The sequence below is a fragment of the Parabacteroides sp. B2-S-102 genome, from assembly GCF_023656665.1.
GTDB classification, from domain to species: Bacteria; Bacteroidota; Bacteroidia; order Bacteroidales; family Tannerellaceae; genus Parabacteroides; species Parabacteroides distasonis.
Genome location: NZ_JAMOKM010000003.1, coordinates 386084 through 402401 on the forward strand (window position 1 = coordinate 386084; position 16318 = coordinate 402401).

14 protein-coding genes are annotated in these 16318 nt (G+C 44.5%); 9 read left to right on the top strand and 5 right to left on the bottom strand.

Annotation, left to right across the window (positions count from 1 at the left end):
* Nucleotides 1-63: 63 nt before the first annotated feature.
* Nucleotides 64-3063 (bottom strand): protein translocase subunit SecDF, encoded by a 3000-nt coding sequence (gene secDF, locus NBH07_RS06715; protein WP_005859243.1) that lies wholly within the window; start codon nt 3061-3063, stop codon nt 64-66.
* A gap of 172 nt (nt 3064-3235) precedes the next feature.
* On the opposite strand from secDF, the gene NBH07_RS06720 reads away from it, so the two are divergent.
* Nucleotides 3236-4210, top strand: a complete 975-nt coding sequence (locus tag NBH07_RS06720; protein WP_005859245.1) for a DUF4468 domain-containing protein — start codon at nt 3236-3238, stop codon at nt 4208-4210.
* Between the two features lie 20 nt (nt 4211-4230).
* Nucleotides 4231-4785 carry a DUF4468 domain-containing protein gene (locus tag NBH07_RS06725; RefSeq protein WP_005859247.1) on the top strand — a complete coding sequence of 185 codons (555 nt, stop codon included), beginning with the start codon at nt 4231-4233 and terminating at the stop codon, nt 4783-4785.
* A gap of 10 nt (nt 4786-4795) precedes the next feature.
* Here the strand turns inward: NBH07_RS06725 and NBH07_RS06730 are convergent, their stop codons facing one another.
* The 3 genes from NBH07_RS06730 to NBH07_RS06740 are packed head-to-tail and all read right to left on the bottom strand — an operon-like array spanning nt 4796 to nt 7484.
* Nucleotides 4796-5893, bottom strand: a complete 1098-nt coding sequence (locus tag NBH07_RS06730; RefSeq protein ID WP_005859249.1) for an endonuclease/exonuclease/phosphatase family protein — start codon at nt 5891-5893, stop codon at nt 4796-4798.
* Between the two features lie 9 nt (nt 5894-5902).
* On the bottom strand, nt 5903-6781 hold the full coding sequence (locus tag NBH07_RS06735; protein ID WP_012056087.1) for a rhomboid family intramembrane serine protease: 879 nt from the start codon (nt 6779-6781) through the stop codon (nt 5903-5905).
* Nucleotides 6762-7484, bottom strand: a complete 723-nt coding sequence (locus NBH07_RS06740) for a rhomboid family intramembrane serine protease (RefSeq protein WP_005859254.1) — start codon at nt 7482-7484, stop codon at nt 6762-6764. The genes NBH07_RS06735 and NBH07_RS06740 overlap by 20 nt, the downstream gene beginning before the upstream one ends.
* A 186-nt stretch (nt 7485-7670) precedes the next feature.
* On the opposite strand from NBH07_RS06740, the gene NBH07_RS06745 reads away from it, so the two are divergent.
* The 3 genes from NBH07_RS06745 (at nt 7671) to NBH07_RS06755 (ending at nt 10727) form a co-directional block, all read left to right on the top strand.
* The gene (locus tag NBH07_RS06745) at nt 7671-7943 is read left to right on the top strand and encodes an HU family DNA-binding protein (RefSeq protein ID WP_005859256.1); all 273 of its coding nucleotides are present in this window, start codon (nt 7671-7673) and stop codon (nt 7941-7943) included.
* Nucleotides 7944-8045: 102 nt separating this feature from the next.
* Nucleotides 8046-9839: an arginine--tRNA ligase gene (argS, locus tag NBH07_RS06750; protein WP_005859258.1), complete on the top strand. Its 1794-nt coding sequence runs from the start codon at nt 8046-8048 to the stop codon at nt 9837-9839.
* A gap of 9 nt (nt 9840-9848) precedes the next feature.
* Nucleotides 9849-10727 (top strand): VIT1/CCC1 transporter family protein, encoded by an 879-nt coding sequence (locus NBH07_RS06755; protein WP_005867660.1) that lies wholly within the window; start codon nt 9849-9851, stop codon nt 10725-10727.
* A 78-nt stretch (nt 10728-10805) separates the two neighbouring features.
* Here the strand turns inward: NBH07_RS06755 and topA are convergent, their stop codons facing one another.
* Nucleotides 10806-13154, bottom strand: a complete 2349-nt coding sequence (topA, locus tag NBH07_RS06760) for a type I DNA topoisomerase (protein ID WP_009016940.1) — start codon at nt 13152-13154, stop codon at nt 10806-10808.
* 161 nt (nt 13155-13315) lie between these two features.
* Here topA and NBH07_RS06765 point away from each other — a divergent pair, with 161 nt between their 5' ends.
* The 4 genes from NBH07_RS06765 to NBH07_RS06780 all read left to right on the top strand — a co-directional run bounded on the left by NBH07_RS06765 (nt 13316) and on the right by NBH07_RS06780 (nt 16268).
* Nucleotides 13316-13579, top strand: a complete 264-nt coding sequence (locus NBH07_RS06765; RefSeq protein WP_005859264.1) for a tetratricopeptide repeat protein — start codon at nt 13316-13318, stop codon at nt 13577-13579.
* A 275-nt stretch (nt 13580-13854) separates the two neighbouring features.
* On the top strand, nt 13855-14643 hold the full coding sequence (locus NBH07_RS06770; RefSeq protein WP_156682704.1) for a DUF6261 family protein: 789 nt from the start codon (nt 13855-13857) through the stop codon (nt 14641-14643).
* 43 nt (nt 14644-14686) lie between these two features.
* Nucleotides 14687-15829, top strand: coding sequence for a C10 family peptidase (locus NBH07_RS06775; RefSeq protein ID WP_009016938.1), 1143 nt, complete (start codon nt 14687-14689; stop codon nt 15827-15829).
* The gene (locus NBH07_RS06780; protein ID WP_039848542.1) at nt 15822-16268 is read left to right on the top strand and encodes a hypothetical protein; all 447 of its coding nucleotides are present in this window, start codon (nt 15822-15824) and stop codon (nt 16266-16268) included. The genes NBH07_RS06775 and NBH07_RS06780 overlap by 8 nt, the downstream gene beginning before the upstream one ends.
* Nucleotides 16269-16318: the final 50 nt, after the last annotated feature.

The following is a 16318-nucleotide window of genomic DNA, read 5'->3' on the forward strand; positions in this document are numbered from 1 at the left end:
CCTCTATCTCTCCGTTTACACAGGAAAGATAGAGGATCTTCATAAAATCCTTAAAGAAATATATTATTTTCCGGCTTTCTCAGCAGCAGCTTTCTTATTGATCTTCTTCTTCTGCAACTCGTAAGCGATCGGAGTAGCGACGAACAAAGTAGAGTATGTACCGATAATGATACCTAATAAGATAGCGAACGTAAAGCTTCGGATCGTGCTACCGCCCAAGATGAAGATACACAATACAACCACCAACGTAGTCAATGATGTATTAAATGTACGACACAAGGTAGAGTTCAACGCATCATTGATCACTTGATAACGATCACGCTTCGGATACAAAGCGATTGTCTCACGGATACGGTCGAATACAACCACGGTATCATTGATAGAGTAACCGATAATCGTCAAGATAGCTGCGATAAACGTCTGGTCTACCTCCATTGAGAACGGAAGAACCTTCCATAACAAGGTATAGAAAGAAATGATACACAATGTAGTCGTAGCAACAGAGGCGAACGCACCCACAGAGAATGACACATCACGGAAACGAAGCAGGATATAAGCGGCCATACAGATCATGGCGAAGATTACCGCTAAGATAGCGCTATTCTTGATATCGTCTGCCATGCTAGGACCCACCTTCTGCGAACTCTGTATGAAAGTAGTCGTGAACTCATCTAATGTAGTTCCTTCCGGAAGTAAGGATTTCACGCCCTCAAACAATTTATTCTCGATCTCTTGATCTACCGTAGGATCGTTATCATTGATCTTATAGTTGGTAGACACACGTACTTGATCAGCTGTACCGATCTGGATAACACTAACAGAACCGTCTAACTGAGCGTCCAGCATATTACGAACATCGTCAGTCTTCACCTCTTGATTGAAACGGATCACGTAATTACGTCCACCCGTGAAATCGATACCATTATTCAAGCCGATCGTCATAAAAGAGATAGCACCTAAAACGATGATTGCCGCCGGAATTAAATAACCGACTTTGCGAGCACCCAAGAAATTGATCTTCGGGTTTGTCAACAAGTCTTTCGTAATAGAAGTCGTGAATGTCACGTTCTTCAATTTATCTTTCGCTAACAATGCCTCATAAACGATACGAGTCAAGAACACGGCTGTAAGGAATGAAGCGAACAAACCGATGATCATCGTCGTAGCGAAACCACGGATAGGACCCGTACCGAAATAGAACAATACGATACCGGTAATGATAGATGTCAAGTTTGAGTCGAAGATAGCGGAGAACGCATTGCTGTAACCGTCGGCGATAGCCTTTCCTAAAGACTTACCGGCACGAAGTTCCTCTTTCGTACGCTCATATATCAATACGTTAGCATCGACTGCCATACCCAGCGTCAACACCATACCGGCAATACCCGGCAAGGTAAGAACGGCTTGGAAAGAAGCAAGGATACCCATCGTGAAGAAGATGTTCAATACCAAAGCACCGTCGGCGATCAATCCCGGAATCAATCCGTAGAATGCGCACATATAAACCATCAACAGCACCAATGCCAAAACGAAAGAAATCACACCGGCATTGATAGCCTCTTGTCCCAAAGACGGACCAACGACATCTTCTTGAACGATATGTACGGAAGCAGCCATCTTACCCGATTTCAATACGTTCGCTAAGTCCTTCGCCTCTTCCGGTGTAAAGTGACCGGTGATTTGTGAACGACCTCCCGTGATCTCATCGTTTACGTTCGGAGCGGAATAAACCATCTCATCCAAAACGATAGCGATCTGGCGACCGATATTCTCTTTCGTCAAACGAGCCCAAGCCTTAGAGCCTTCGGCATTCATAACCATGTTAACCATTTGCTCTGAACGACCGGCTTGTTGCATAAAGTCAGCGTTAGCATCTGTTACTACGTCACCACCTAAAGCGGGACTTCCGTCACGGTTCGTTACCTTCAAGGCATATAACTCAAAGAACTGCTCTTTATCATCGATCGCCTTTACACCCCATTTTAAAGCCAAGTTACGAGGCAATACCTCTTTCACTTGTTTCATGTTCAGGTATTCGCTGATCTTCTCCATATCTTTTGCTTGAGCGATACCTACCGTCGAACCCGGAGACAACTGACCGTTGTACTGGCTAATCTGCAATAAAGCAAATAATGGATGTTGCTTAGCGAACTCTTCCATGCTTTGATTAGCTTCCGTATCTTTTTTATCTTGACCGAGCTCAGCCAACAAAGAATCGGCCTCACTTACATTCGCATCAGCGGCATCAGCGATTTTCTCAACATTATCGGTAGCAACAGAATCAGCGGAAGCCTCCTTACTTAGGATAGTAGCCAATACATTATCAGCGGCAACCAATTGTTGATAGATTTCCGGCAACTTATAAGTTTCCCAGAATTCCAAGTTAGCGCTACCTTGAAGCAACTTACGAACACGTTCCGGTTCTTTCACACCCGGCAACTCAACCAAGATACGACCCGCTGTCTCCAAACGTTGGATGTTCGGAGAAACCACACCGAAACGGTCGATACGAGTACGCAATACGTTGAATGAGTTATCAATCGCACTCTGCAACTCTTGTTTCAAAACAGAAACAACCTGAGCGTCTGAGCTCTGGGGCGTGATTTTATCTTTTAACTCGAATGTACTGAAAATAGCGGAAAGACGTGCGCCGCTATCCAACTTCTTATACTCCTCAGCGAAAAGGTCGATGAAATCTTTTTGGCTAGTCGCTTGATGCGCATAAGCTAAATCCAACGCCTTGTTGAAATTCTCGTCTTGGTTGTTGTTAGACAACGAACGGATTACATCCGCCACGTTCAACTCAAGGACAACGTTCATACCGCCCTTTAAGTCAAGACCTAAACTAATTTCCATTTCACGGCATTGCTTAAGCGTATAGCCTAACCATACCTTCTGAGTAGATAGTGAGTCTAAATAAGCACTCTCTTTCGCAGGATCTCCACCCGCATACTCAGCGGCTTTACTGTTGTAATGTTGCGTCACGAACGAGAACGACAAATAGAACAAACAGACAAGCGTAAGTAACACCGCGAAGACCTTTACAAATCCTTTGTTTTGCATCTGAATCTTAGGTTTATGTTATTACATTATTTATATTCGTTTTTTCACAGGGTGCAAATATAGACTTTTTTTCTTTGATAAAGAGCAATTAGTATAATTATTTGTCACGCTCATAGTTTATTTCAAACGCAAATGTATATCTTTGGGGCTAAAATAATAAGGAAAATATACCATGAAACAGTTATTATTCGCTCTGTTATTTATCCCCGCCCTGCTATTCGCACAAGAGGATCAACACTATCTGGCAGGGGCCGTTCCGGTTGCAGACGGTAAAGTCGTTTTTACCCGAGAGATTAATGCCCCCTCTTTAAGCAAGGCACAAATCTACCAACAACTATTAAAATGGGGACAAGAAAATTTTAACACAAAGGAAAGTAGAGTAGCTTATCAAAATGAGGCAAAAGGCGAGATCGCCATTATCGGAGAAGAATATATAGTATTCTCCAGCACAGCCTTATCCCTCGATCGGGCGATGATGAAATACCGTATTATCATTGAATGTAAGGAACATGCTTGTACCCTGCAACTTGCGGGCATCCGATATGAATATAACGTGTCTTACCAGAACGAGCCGGAGAAATACCTAGCCGAGGAATGGATCACGGACGAGTATGCCTTGAATAAGAGCAAGACGAAATTGAACCGTATCAGCGGTAAGTTCCGTAAGGCCACGATTGACTTCGCGGATAAGACGTTCGATAGCGCAGCCAACGTATTAGGCGCACAGTTGCTGACAGCCGCACCGGTAGAACCAGTATCCGCTCCGCAACGGGAAACACGACCTGTGGCACCGATGGAAGGTTTCGTAGCGTTCCAAGCGGACAAAATACCTAGCACGATCCTCCAAATGTTACCGGACAACGCTTTACAGATCAAAGCCGTAAAAGGAAATACGACCGACGCAAACGTTGAATGGAAAGGCATAGGCAATATGTTCGGTAAAACGATCAGTACAATCTCCATATCCAAAGATAGTCCTGCTTATAAAGCGATTGGCAATAACGATGTATATCGATTATCCTTCTCCAAGCCCGGCACATCTGCCGATGCGCCATGGATTATTATCGAGTGCCGTAAACAAGGCGAGACCTCCGAAGGACAGCAAACGATGTTAATCGGCGAGATTACGAATGTATGGATCAAATAACGAAAAAGAGAGTTGCATTTATGAAAAAGATTCTATTATTAATATATATGATGTTCCCTGTGCTAGTCATGGCGCAGGGGCATAAAGGCGAGGTAGACGAATGCGCCCCCATGAAAAACGGGAAGGTATGCTATAGTGATGATGTAGAGATCGAGAATACCTCTAAACTAGAAATATTCAACGCTATTAACGCATGGGCTAAGAAATCTTATGGAAAAGATGTCTTCTTATCCAACGTAAACTCGAACAAGAACAAAGGGACCATCTTCGTAAGCTCTAAGGTTGAATTATTGTTGAATGATACAGACAAGACTATCATTAAATATAAAATGCGTATCACCTGCTTCGACAACCGATACACGATCGAGGCAAGCGATATCGTATATCAATATGATCCGCTAAACGATAAAAAGTACAAGACCTATAAAGCGGAAGATGTGATCGCCAATAATGGGGATAGCAATACGATAGCGCTGATCAAAGATCCTAAGCTATTCTGTAACGCTACCTTCTTCTTTGTCGAGAACTTGTTCGCCGACGTATTTGACGCTGCGCAGAACGCAGAATCCGAGTGATGAAACCCTTTTATTCAAGTTTCAAATAACACCATAACGGGTAGTGGTCTGAATAAGCGACCTTATCCACGGAACAATTCATAGAGGTCATGTTCGGGGAATGCAGGATATTATCGATACGGAACCAGAAGAAATTTTGATTATAGGTAATACCCATTCCCCGGCCAGACTCGGCAAAGGCATCCATCAAATCCCCTTGGATCGTACGGTGCGCATAAGAAATAGGCGTATCATTAAAGTCACCGCATACCAAGACATAATCTCCTTTCGCGTTCTTAATCTCTTTTGATACCGCTTCCGCTTGCTTAGCCCGAATCCGGAAAGCAGGTCCTAGCTTTTGCTCGAACGCTCCTTTCAAATCGTCCAACCCATCCGAGCTAAAGCTCTTTATAAGGGATGAATAACGGGTCCGATCCTCCATCGTCAGTTTAAACGATTCCAAATGGTTATTAATCAAGGTCAACTTCTTTCCCTTGATGTTCACTTCATGTACGGAAGAGCCGTTATAATCCGAATCGTATTTCACCATCCGGGAATTCGACAGCGGATATTTGGAGAACACAGCGATGCCGAAACTCTGGAATTTCGTGGAGCTTTGATAAAATACAGAACGATAAGGATACATGCTCAACGCATCATAGATCTTAGAGGCAGTAAGGCTCTTCTCTGATTTAGCCGTGGCATATTCCTGCAAACAAACAATATCCGCGTCCGAGTTAGCGATATATTGGATAATCTTGTTCGGAGCTATCTTCGTATGATTCTTGTACCCAAAAGCCATCACATTATAAGTCAGCACCTTCAGTACCTCTTCCCGAGGGACATCCTTATGCGAGTGAAACGGAAAATAGCGTTTCACGGGACCCCAACATAACAAGAAGGAGAATATGCCGATCAATAAGAACTTCCATTCCCATAAGAACAGCCAATAGATAATAAAGCAAAGATTGACTACACATAAGACTGGAAAGGCTAATCCCAGATAAGATAACGTCATACTCGTCTCAGGAGACACCCGATCCGAGTAAGCCGAGACTATCAACAACACGACAGCCACCACATTCGCTACGACAAATAAGAATTGAAGAAAAATCCGTAGAGTTTTCATAAGTATCTGTTATTTCTTACTGGCGTCGAAAAGTCGCTTTTTCTCTTCAGCGGAAAGGCTCTCATAACCGGAACGTTTCAATTTATCCAGTATAGTATCTAGATCCACCGACTCCTGATGTTTGCGTGCGTTATACTCATAATCCGTTTCGTTACGTTTATAAGTCACACGCATCTTCGGTTTCCGTTTGCCCAAATTCACGAACCAGTCGATCAACCGATTCATTGGAGCGGTCAAGTCCTTTCCATTACGAATACGGGAAGCGAACCACATACCAAACAAAGCCCCGCCGATATGGGCGATATGTCCTCCCGCATTATCAGAAGTCATCGCCAACAAATCGATCACCAGCGTAAAGATAGCCAAATAAATTAATTTGATCCTTCCGATCAAGAATAAATTAATCTCCAAATCCTTCCGGTAAAACGACACGGCGAAAACGATCGCCATAACAGATGCCGAAGCCCCCATCAAATAGCTAAAAGAAGCCACGTTCTGGAAATAAGGGAAAATATTATAAGCAAGGACAAACAATATCGCACCCGCAAGACCTCCCAATATATACAAGCCTCCCAACTGCCGCTCATTGAAGAAATTCAAGAACAATCCCCCGAACCAATACAACCAAAGCATATTGAACAAGATATGCAAGAAGTCAAAATGAGTGAACATATAAGTAAACAACGTCCACGGACGGAAGAGCAAAAGTTCCGGAGAAGCCGGTAACTGCAAATACTGCAAAAAAGGTACCCCTTGCACATTAAAGAGCATAAACAATACGCTGGCCAAACGTATCAAGATAAACAAGCCTACATTTATATATATCAGTTTCGACAGGATATTACCCGACTGAAACATACGCTTCAAATTAGTAAAAATACCGTCCATTGTCTGCATCTTTCTTTTTCCAATAACGAATTAGGAAATAACCGAATAACATACCCCCCAAATGAGCGAAATGCGCTACCGTATCGCCACCAAAACTAGCCACACCCATAAATAGTTCGGCAAGACCATAAAATATTACGAAATATTTGGCTTTAATCGGGATCGGTATGAACATCAAGTACAAAGGAACATTCGGGAAGATCATCGCGAATGCCAACAAGATTCCGAATACGGCACCCGAAGCGCCAATGGTCACGAAATAATTCAAGAACTCGCTTTTGCTGATAATCTGGGCTCCATTCAAGTTTATCATGTCTTGGCTAGCGAAGATCACATCCCGCAAATTAAAGAACCATACCACCTCTTGTACCAAACCGGCGCCTATACCCGTCACGAAGTAAAAAATCAAGAAACGTTTGGGGCCCCATACGTTCTCCAATACCCGGCCGAACATATAAACGGCGAACATATTAAAAAACACATGCGCGAACGAATGGGTATCGTGCATGAACATATAAGAAACGATCTGATAAGCCTTGAAGTCGGTAGCACCCGGGAAGTGAAGCCCTAATAAATCCACCAAATCGATGCCGACTTTCGGCAGTGCAAGGCTGGCTACCCAAAATAGCAAGTTTATAATGATAAGATTTTTCGTTACCGGCGGGATACTATTCAAGAACCCCGAATTTGTCTGATTCATCATATACTACGTTAATTTAGCGGCAAAGGTAAATATATTTTAGCCGTTTTTGCCCATAATAATACTAAAACATATGTAAATCGGTAAAAAAAGTAGGTTTTTCTTTTGTGATATTTCAAAATAAAACTACATTTGGAGCCGTCTATCGGTTATCATAGTTTTGTTTAATATATTAACAGTCAAACCATCATGAACAAATCAGAATTTATTAGTGCAGTCGCTGAAAAATCAGGTCTCAGCAAAGTGGATGCTAAAAAGGCAGTAGAAGCTTTTGTTGACACAGTTTCTAACGAATTAAAAGAAGGCGGTAAAGTCGCTCTACTTGGCTTCGGTTCATTCTCTGTGTCAGAGAAGGCCGCTCGTAAAGGTGTTAACCCGAAAACTAAAGAAACCATTGAAATCGCAGCTCGCAAGGCCGTGAAGTTCAAGGCTGGTGCTGAATTGAACGAGCTAATCAAATAAGAAACACCATTATTCTCTATAGAAGAAGGATACGATGCAAATTGTATCCTTTTTTTGTGTACCTTCGCGTGCAAATAAAATCCGAATTATAGTTAGACGAATATGGTTATCGAACAACAGATTACCGGGGCTATCATAGCCGGCATCAAAGAGCTGTACGGAGCGGATGTCACCGCTAGCCAAGTGCAGTTACAAAAAACGAAAAAAGAATTCAAGGGGCACTTGACCCTAGTCGTATTCCCATTCCTTCGCATGTCGAAGAAATCTCCGGAGCAGACCGCTCAGGAAATCGGTGAGTACTTGTTGAGAAACGAGCCAGCGGTAGCTGAATTCAATGTAATCAAAGGATTCCTTAACCTGACGGTCGCTTGCTCTTGCTGGATCGATTTACTAAACTCGATCAATAAGCAGCCCGCTTACGGTATCATTCCGGTTACCGAGCAGTCGCCTTTGGTTATGATCGAATATTCTTCTCCCAATACAAATAAACCGCTTCACTTGGGCCATGTCCGCAATAACTTATTAGGATACAGCTTATCGAAGATCATGAAAGCGAACGGTAACCAGATCGTAAAGACGAATATCGTAAACGATCGTGGTATCCATATCTGTAAATCCATGTTGGCTTGGCAGAAATGGGGAAATGGAGCTACCCCAGAGTCTACCGGAAAGAAGGGTGACCATCTGATCGGTGACTTTTACGTATTATTCAGCAACAAATTAAAAGAGGAGACCCATGCGTTAGAAGCGAAAGGCCTTACCAAGGAAGAAGCCGAGGCTCAATCCACCTTGATGGCGGAAGCCCGTGAGATGCTTCGTAAATGGGAAGCCGGAGACAAAGAGGTGCGTGCGCTTTGGGAAATGATGAATAATTGGGTATACGCCGGGTTCAACGAGACTTATAAGATGATGGGCGTAGATTTCGATAAGATTTATTATGAGTCTCAAACGTATCTGGAAGGAAAAGGTAAGGTGATGGAAGGCCTAGAGAAAGGGATTTTCTATCGCCGTGAAGACGGCTCCGTATGGGCTGATTTGACGAAAGACGGGCTGGATGAGAAATTATTGCTTCGTGCGGATGGAACTTCCGTCTATATGACGCAGGATATCGGTACCGCCAAGCTGCGCTTCGATGATTACCCGATCAATAAGATGATCTATGTGGTAGGGAACGAGCAGAATTATCACTTCCAAGTATTATCGATCTTATTGGATAAGTTAGGCTTCGAGTTCGGCAAAGGATTGGTCCACTTCTCCTACGGAATGGTAGAGCTACCGGAAGGTAAGATGAAGAGCCGTGAGGGAACGGTCGTAGATGCCGATGATTTGATGGCCGAGATGATCAGTACCGCACGTGAGATTTCCCAAGAATTAGGGAAATTGGACGAGATGACTCCGGAAGAGGCTGAGAATATCGCCCGAATCGTAGGTCTTGGCTCCTTGAAATATTTCATATTAAAGGTAGACCCTCGCAAGAATATGACGTTCAACCCGAAAGAGTCTATCGACTTCAATGGGAATACGGGACCATTCATCCAATATACCTACGCCCGTATCCGTTCCGTATTGCGCAAAGCGGCGGAACAGGGCATCGTATTACCGGAGCAATTACCGCTTACTTTCGCCATTTCCGAGAAAGAAGAGAACCTGATCCAAATGATCGCCGATTATGCGGAGATCGTGAAAGAGGCAGGTAAGCTATACAGCCCGGCCTGTGTCGCCAACTATATTTATGATCTGGTAAAGGAATACAATCAATTCTATCACGATTTCTCCATCCTTCGCGAAGAGAATCCGGAATTGAAGAACTTCCGTTTAGTCTTATCCGCCAATGTAGCTAAGATCGTGAAATCCGGTATGGATTTATTAGGCATCGAGGTTCCGGAAAGAATGTAACGATAGAAGATGAACATAAACGAGAAAACAAGAAAGGCTCTCCTTCGATTTCAACAAAATGAAATCACGGAGAGCCTTCTCTATACGCAACTCGCCGCTATCGAGAAAGATCCAAGCAACAAGGAAGTATTACTACAGATAGCGAATGACGAGAAAGGACATTATACGATCCTGAAAAAGTATACGGGGCAAGAGATCTCCCCGAATAAATTACGTGTCACTAAATACTACTGGTTGGCACGTATCTTGGGGATTACTTTCGCCATTAAGCTAATGGAAGGTAGCGAGGAAAGCGCCAAGAATGATTACGCCTCTTATGATGAGTATCCGGATTTGCAACAAATCGCACGTGACGAGGATGAGCATGAGCAGAGGTTGATCGCCTTGATCAATGAGGAACGGTTGGAATATATGGGTTCTGTCGTACTGGGGCTAAATGACGCTTTGGTAGAATTTACAGGTGCTTTAGCTGGCTTTACCCTTGCCTTGAGCGACTCTAGATTAATAGCGTTGACCGGAAGCATCACTGGAATAGCCGCCGCATTATCCATGGCTTCCTCCGAATATCTATCTACCAAGTCCGAGAATGGAAATGAAAACGGGAAACATCCTGTTAAGGCATCGATCTATACGGGAATAGCTTATATCTTTACGGTAGTCGCCTTGGTCGCTCCATTTATCTTTATATCGAACGTATTAATGGCTTTAGGGCTTATGCTCATCATAGCGTTGAGTATCATCGCCCTTTTCAACTATTATTATTCCATAGCGAGAAGCGAGAGTTTCCGGAAGCGTTTTACTGAGATGGCAGTACTTAGTTTTAGCGTGGCCGCATTAAGCTTCTTGATCGGATATGCGTTAAAAGAATTTACGGGCATCGATGTCTAAAAAAATCATAGTTATGTTTTGAAAAATTCATAGTTATGAGTTTAGTAAATCATAACTATGAATTTTTAGAGCCTATAATCAAGCCTTTTTCCGTGTCGTACGTTTCTTCGTCGCAGCAGGTTTTTCTCCCGCCTCGGCGATTATCTTCTGGCATTCCTCCAAGGTCAAGTTCTCCGGTTTCTCTATCGTCTTAGGAATTCTGTAATTCTTTTTCTTATAAGAGATATAAGGGCCGAAGCGACCATTCAAGATCTCCATTTCCGGATCCTCATCGAACTTCTTGATAAATCGTTGCTCATCTTTTTGTTTTTTTGCCTCGATCAACTCGATAGCTTCCTCGGCTGTTATCGACAAAGGATTCAAGCCCTTCGGTATGGATACGAACTTTCCGTCATGACGGATAAACGGGCCAAAACGTCCGACAGCGGCAACCATGACCTTACCTTCATATTCACCGATCGTACGGGGTAGATCAAACAATTTCAAGGCTTCTTCCAAAGTAATCGTCTCGATAGATTGCCCCTTCATCAAGGTTGCGAACTGAGGTTTAGGAGCCTCTTTATCCTCTGGGTGCGCCTGCCCGATCTGTACGACTGGGCCATAACGACCGATCTTCACGAAAACAGGTTTGCCGCTCTTCGGATCGATACCCAATTCACGCTCACCCACTTTATGCTCCGTACGGACAGAGGCTGCCTCTTCCACGATCGGATGGAATAGTTTATAGAATTTATCGATCGCGTCCGTCCATACCATCTCGCCTTCCGCTACGGCATCGAATTCCTTCTCTACGCTCGCCGTGAAGTTATAATCCATAACGCCCGGGAAATACTCCATCAAGAAATCATTCACGACCGTACCGATATCGGTTGGCATCAACTTATTCCGGTCCGCTCCTACGATCTCCGTCTTTTGGACTTCCTTGATCGTATGCTGAGCCAAGGTTATGATATTATAAGTACGCTCCGTTCCTTCCTTATCCCCTTTCACGACATACTCTCGATTCTGGATCGTCTGGATCGTAGGAGCATAGGTAGAAGGACGACCGATTCCCAATTCCTCCAAACGGCGAACCAAACTTGCTTCCGTATAGCGGGGCGGACGTTGCGTGAAACGTTCGGTAGCGACTATATCCTTCATACTCAATACCTCGTTCAAGGTAACCGGAGGAAGAAGGCCGTTTTCCTGTTCCTTCTCATTCTCGTCATCAAAACTCTCGCGGTACACCTGAAGGAAACCGTCGAAAGTAATGACCTCACCGGTAGCCACGAACTTCTCTTTCTTGCCGCCGATACCTACGGAGATCGTCGTACGCTCCAACTCGGCGTCCGCCATCTGGCAAGCGATCGTACGTTTGCGGATCAATTCGTATAATCTCTTTTCCTGAGCGGTCCCGCTTATCTCATCATTGCTGATATAGGTCGGACGAATCGCCTCGTGCGCTTCTTGCGCTCCCTTGCTCTTGGTATGATATTGACGGAATTTATAATATTTCTCACCGTAGGTATCCAAGATAGCTTCTTTTGCCGTCCCCAAAGCCAAATCACTTAAGTTCACGGAGTCAGTACGCATATACGTGATCAATCCGGACTCATACAGGCGTTGGGCGATCATCATGGTCTGCGAGACCGAATAACCCAACTTACGGGCGGCCTCCTGCTGCAAGGTAGATGTCGTAAAAGGAGGGGCTGGTGTCTTGCGCACCGGCTTTTTCGAGATATCATCGATCGTGAAAGAAGCGTCCTTGCAAGATTCAAGGAATGCCTCCACCTCTTCCTTATCTTTCAAACGACGGTTCAGCTCCGCCTTGAGGATTGTCGTACCATCCGGCAAGATAAAGCTAGCGATCACACGGTAGGCGGCCTCCGAGACAAACTCGTTGATCTCTCGCTCCCGCTCTACGATCAGACGTACGGCAACCGATTGCACGCGCCCCGCGGATAAAGCCGGCTTCACCTTACGCCAAAGAATGGGGGATAGCTCGAAACCCACGATACGGTCTAAGATACGACGGGCTTGCTGCGCGTTCACCAAATCGATATTGATATCTCTCGGCGTCTCAATCGCATGTAATATAGCGTTCTTGGTAATTTCATGAAAAACGATACGTTTCGTATTCTCAGGTTTCAATCCTAATACCTCATATAAATGCCAAGAGATGGCCTCTCCCTCCCGGTCCTCATCGGAAGCCAACCAAACCTGCTCGGCTTTCTTCGCTTCGTTCTTCAATTCGGTCACGAGTTTCTTCTTGTCAGAGGGAATCACGTACTGGGGGGCATAATTGTGTTCGAGGTCTATACTGAAATCTTTCGTTTTCAAGTCGCGGATATGACCATAGCTAGACATAACCTTATAGTCCTTTCCGAGGAACTTCTCGATGGTTTTTGCCTTGGCGGGTGACTCCACTATTACCAAATTCTTTTGCATATCTATTTTTTGCTGGTTAGAAATCGGGTGCAAACTTACACAAATAATTAACGTACGCAGTATATCGATCACTAAAAAAGCGTTTTTTCCTATACATTATATATATAGTCATGCGTTTCTATTTACCTTCGCGGGACAAAATCAAAAAGCTATTCAAAAATATGGAAGAGATAAAGCGACTTATTTCAGAGAATAAACTAGAAGAAGCGATCCGGCTCTTGGACGCTTACCTCACGGAGCAACCGAGATCCGACGAGGCTTGGTTTCTCCTCGGAAAAGCTCATTATAAACTAGGCAACGTACGCCTAGCCCTCAACAGCTACCTGCAAGCGATAGAGATCAATCCGGAAAGCCCGGCACAAGCGGCCTACGATATGGCGATCAAGGTGCTGGATTTTTATAATAAGGATATGTACAACCATTAAGAAGATGATGAACGGCCCCCGCCGCCGGAGTCGGAACGGTATCGAAGCACATGGCGACCCTAGCCGCATAACCCCAAAGCTAAGCGAAACGCACGGCGACCCCCGCCGCACGACTCCAAAGCAAAGCGAAACGTATGGCGCCCCTCGCCCCCCACTTCGCTACCGTTCCGACTCCGGCGGCGACTATTATTTACCAAATAAGCATAGTATCCAAATTAATTCCTACCTTTAGCCACTGAGGACAAACAATAAGTTAAACCTTAAATACAAAAAAAATGGGAACATACACGAAAATCAAACCCGCGGGCCTGACTAAATTGAACAACGCAGAGTACACAAACTTCATGAACGCCTTCTACCGGCTGGCGTTCGCTGCCGGAGGGGGAGGTGGTGACTCCGAAAGCCCCGACGAGATCAGTCTGGACAATAACCCGCTAGGCATCACCGACGCGCAAAAGGCGGCCTTCGAGAAGGATCAAGTCTTAATGACCGACCTCGTGAACCAATCCCACATCAGCGACGAGACCGCCCAGTTGCTAGACTTGGACAAACAACGCGACGACCTCGTGGTCTATCTCACCTCCTCGGTGTCGCAAATGAGGAAAAACCCCATCGAGGCGCAACGTGCGGCGGCACAGACTGTCTACAATATTATCAAACCCTATATCGGCATCTATAAATCGGCCAACCAGCAAGAGACGGCGCAGATACAGGGTCTTTTGCTAGATCTCGACAAGGAGGGGGTTCCGGCGCTGATACAGACATTGGGGCTGAAAGAGATACAGGATAGCCTCCGTGCGGCGAACGACGAATACGCGAAACTGACCGCCCAGCGCACCGGCAACAAGGCAGCCTCCATCAAAGAGGCGAGCGCGGCCGTACGCCTACGTATGGACGACCTTTACGATGATATGACCACGATCGCCTTCGTGCAGAGCGTAGCGGCTCCCACCGCCGAGACCACCCGCTTCGTCAACGAGCTGAACGCCCTCATCGACGAGACCACCGCCCTTTACAACCAGCGCGTCGGTGCGGCGAAGGCGGCAGCCAAGAGGAAAGAATAAGGGATATGAACAATATAAGTCAACAATTAAAAAAATTATAGACATGAAACAGATCTTAATTTACATAATCTCTATTTTCTTGTTCATCGGATGCAATGACCAAGAAATGGAAAATATCACATTACATACTCAAGATATCGAGTTGCAAAATGCAAAAAAAGCTATAGAGCGTTTAATCGCCAAACCTCTAACCAAGGGAGAATCACTCCCAATATATACTCTATCCCTCAGAGAATGTAAACAGATGAAAGTCAAGATAGATGGTGGTAGTGAACAAGATTCCATTAAACTTTTCACATTTGATTACTTTAATAATGGAAATAAAGGATTCGCTATTGCCAGTGGAGATCAAAGGCTTAGTAGTGTATATGCGATAGTCGAGAATGGAAATATAACTGACACGACATTTAATTGGGGATTAAAATTTATCATTAACAATTTCTCCTCCGTCATAAAAGAGGAATTAAAGCAAATACAAACCAATTCCATTTCCCCGCAATCGTCAACATTAAGCCTAAGTAATCCTATATATCTGATAAAAACGACTTGGGGGCAAAGGCACCCTTATAATAAAACTTGTCAAGTAACGGGGAATAGCTGTATACCTCCGGCAGGTTGTACCGCCGTTGCCTTAGCACAAGTTATCGCATACTTTGATAAACCATCTTCAAGATTTCAAGGGGTGTTTAACCATTCTGCCATGACCGCTGTCCCTTCTGCCACAAATCTTACCCCCAACCTACAAGATATGGTAGCCAAATTTGTCCATTATTGCGGCGTAAAGTCAAACATGAATTATCAATGTAACGCAAGTGGAGCATGGCCCCATAATTTTGAGGATTTCGATCTTTTAGGATATCAATGGAACATAGCAAATGGGGCACCTTCCCACAATAAACTATATAATAATATCATGGAAGGTAGACCGGCGATCATAGTCGGTTACTCAGAATCAGAAGGACATACTTGGATTTTGGATGGAATGGAATATGATTATTACAATCCTCCCGTGTTTTGGTATAGAATTCATTGTAACTTTGGATGGAACGGAACGGACAATGGATGGTTCAAATTCCCTCCCGGAGAGATTCTTGATTATACGGATTTATACTATACATTGTATATCGACGGTTTCGATGAAGAAGCAAACTCTGATAACAAAACATATACAGGACCCAATGAATAAGTTTATTTTGCTTTTATTGATTGTCGGGGCGATGATCGCCTGCGATAACGAAGAGGTTATTCCGGAAAAAGAGTTAACCGCACTAGAGGTGAGCGCACGGGACACGGTCGTGCCCTATTACGGGAATAGGCTCAAAATCGCAGTGCAACCTTCCGGGTGGAGCTTGATAAAGGCCTGCATGATAGAGGGACAGGATACGACTGTTTTCAACAATCCGATATCCGCCTCCGGCACGTATCCAAAGAGGCTATATACAGGTTGTATCGACTGCTATGAGCGAGAGGATCATGTAGAGATGTGGATTCATCAAAACATGGGAAAGAAGCGTTACTTTATGCTAGAGATTGGGGGCGATGGCTTCCAGTCACTAATCCTCCATATCGAGCAAGAGCGAGATCCCATGGAAGGTCAGGAATGGCCGGATCCTCCCACACAATGAGATAAGAAAGCGAAGGGGCTGTGTCATACCTCATTTTGACACAGCCCCTT

Coding starts and splice junctions, on each gene's coding strand:
- secDF (WP_005859243.1), bottom strand. CDS start 3,063: ATGCAAAACAAAGGATTTGTAAAGGTCTTCGCGGTGTTACTTACGCTT.
- NBH07_RS06720 (WP_005859245.1), top strand. CDS start 3,236: ATGAAACAGTTATTATTCGCTCTGTTATTTATCCCCGCCCTGCTATTC.
- NBH07_RS06725 (WP_005859247.1), top strand. CDS start 4,231: ATGAAAAAGATTCTATTATTAATATATATGATGTTCCCTGTGCTAGTC.
- NBH07_RS06730 (WP_005859249.1), bottom strand. CDS start 5,893: ATGAAAACTCTACGGATTTTTCTTCAATTCTTATTTGTCGTAGCGAAT.
- NBH07_RS06735 (WP_012056087.1), bottom strand. CDS start 6,781: ATGGACGGTATTTTTACTAATTTGAAGCGTATGTTTCAGTCGGGTAAT.
- NBH07_RS06740 (WP_005859254.1), bottom strand. CDS start 7,484: ATGATGAATCAGACAAATTCGGGGTTCTTGAATAGTATCCCGCCGGTA.
- NBH07_RS06745 (WP_005859256.1), top strand. CDS start 7,671: ATGAACAAATCAGAATTTATTAGTGCAGTCGCTGAAAAATCAGGTCTC.
- argS (WP_005859258.1), top strand. CDS start 8,046: ATGGTTATCGAACAACAGATTACCGGGGCTATCATAGCCGGCATCAAA.
- NBH07_RS06755 (WP_005867660.1), top strand. CDS start 9,849: ATGAACATAAACGAGAAAACAAGAAAGGCTCTCCTTCGATTTCAACAA.
- topA (WP_009016940.1), bottom strand. CDS start 13,154: ATGCAAAAGAATTTGGTAATAGTGGAGTCACCCGCCAAGGCAAAAACC.
- NBH07_RS06765 (WP_005859264.1), top strand. CDS start 13,316: ATGGAAGAGATAAAGCGACTTATTTCAGAGAATAAACTAGAAGAAGCG.
- NBH07_RS06770 (WP_156682704.1), top strand. CDS start 13,855: ATGGGAACATACACGAAAATCAAACCCGCGGGCCTGACTAAATTGAAC.
- NBH07_RS06775 (WP_009016938.1), top strand. CDS start 14,687: ATGAAACAGATCTTAATTTACATAATCTCTATTTTCTTGTTCATCGGA.
- NBH07_RS06780 (WP_039848542.1), top strand. CDS start 15,822: ATGAATAAGTTTATTTTGCTTTTATTGATTGTCGGGGCGATGATCGCC.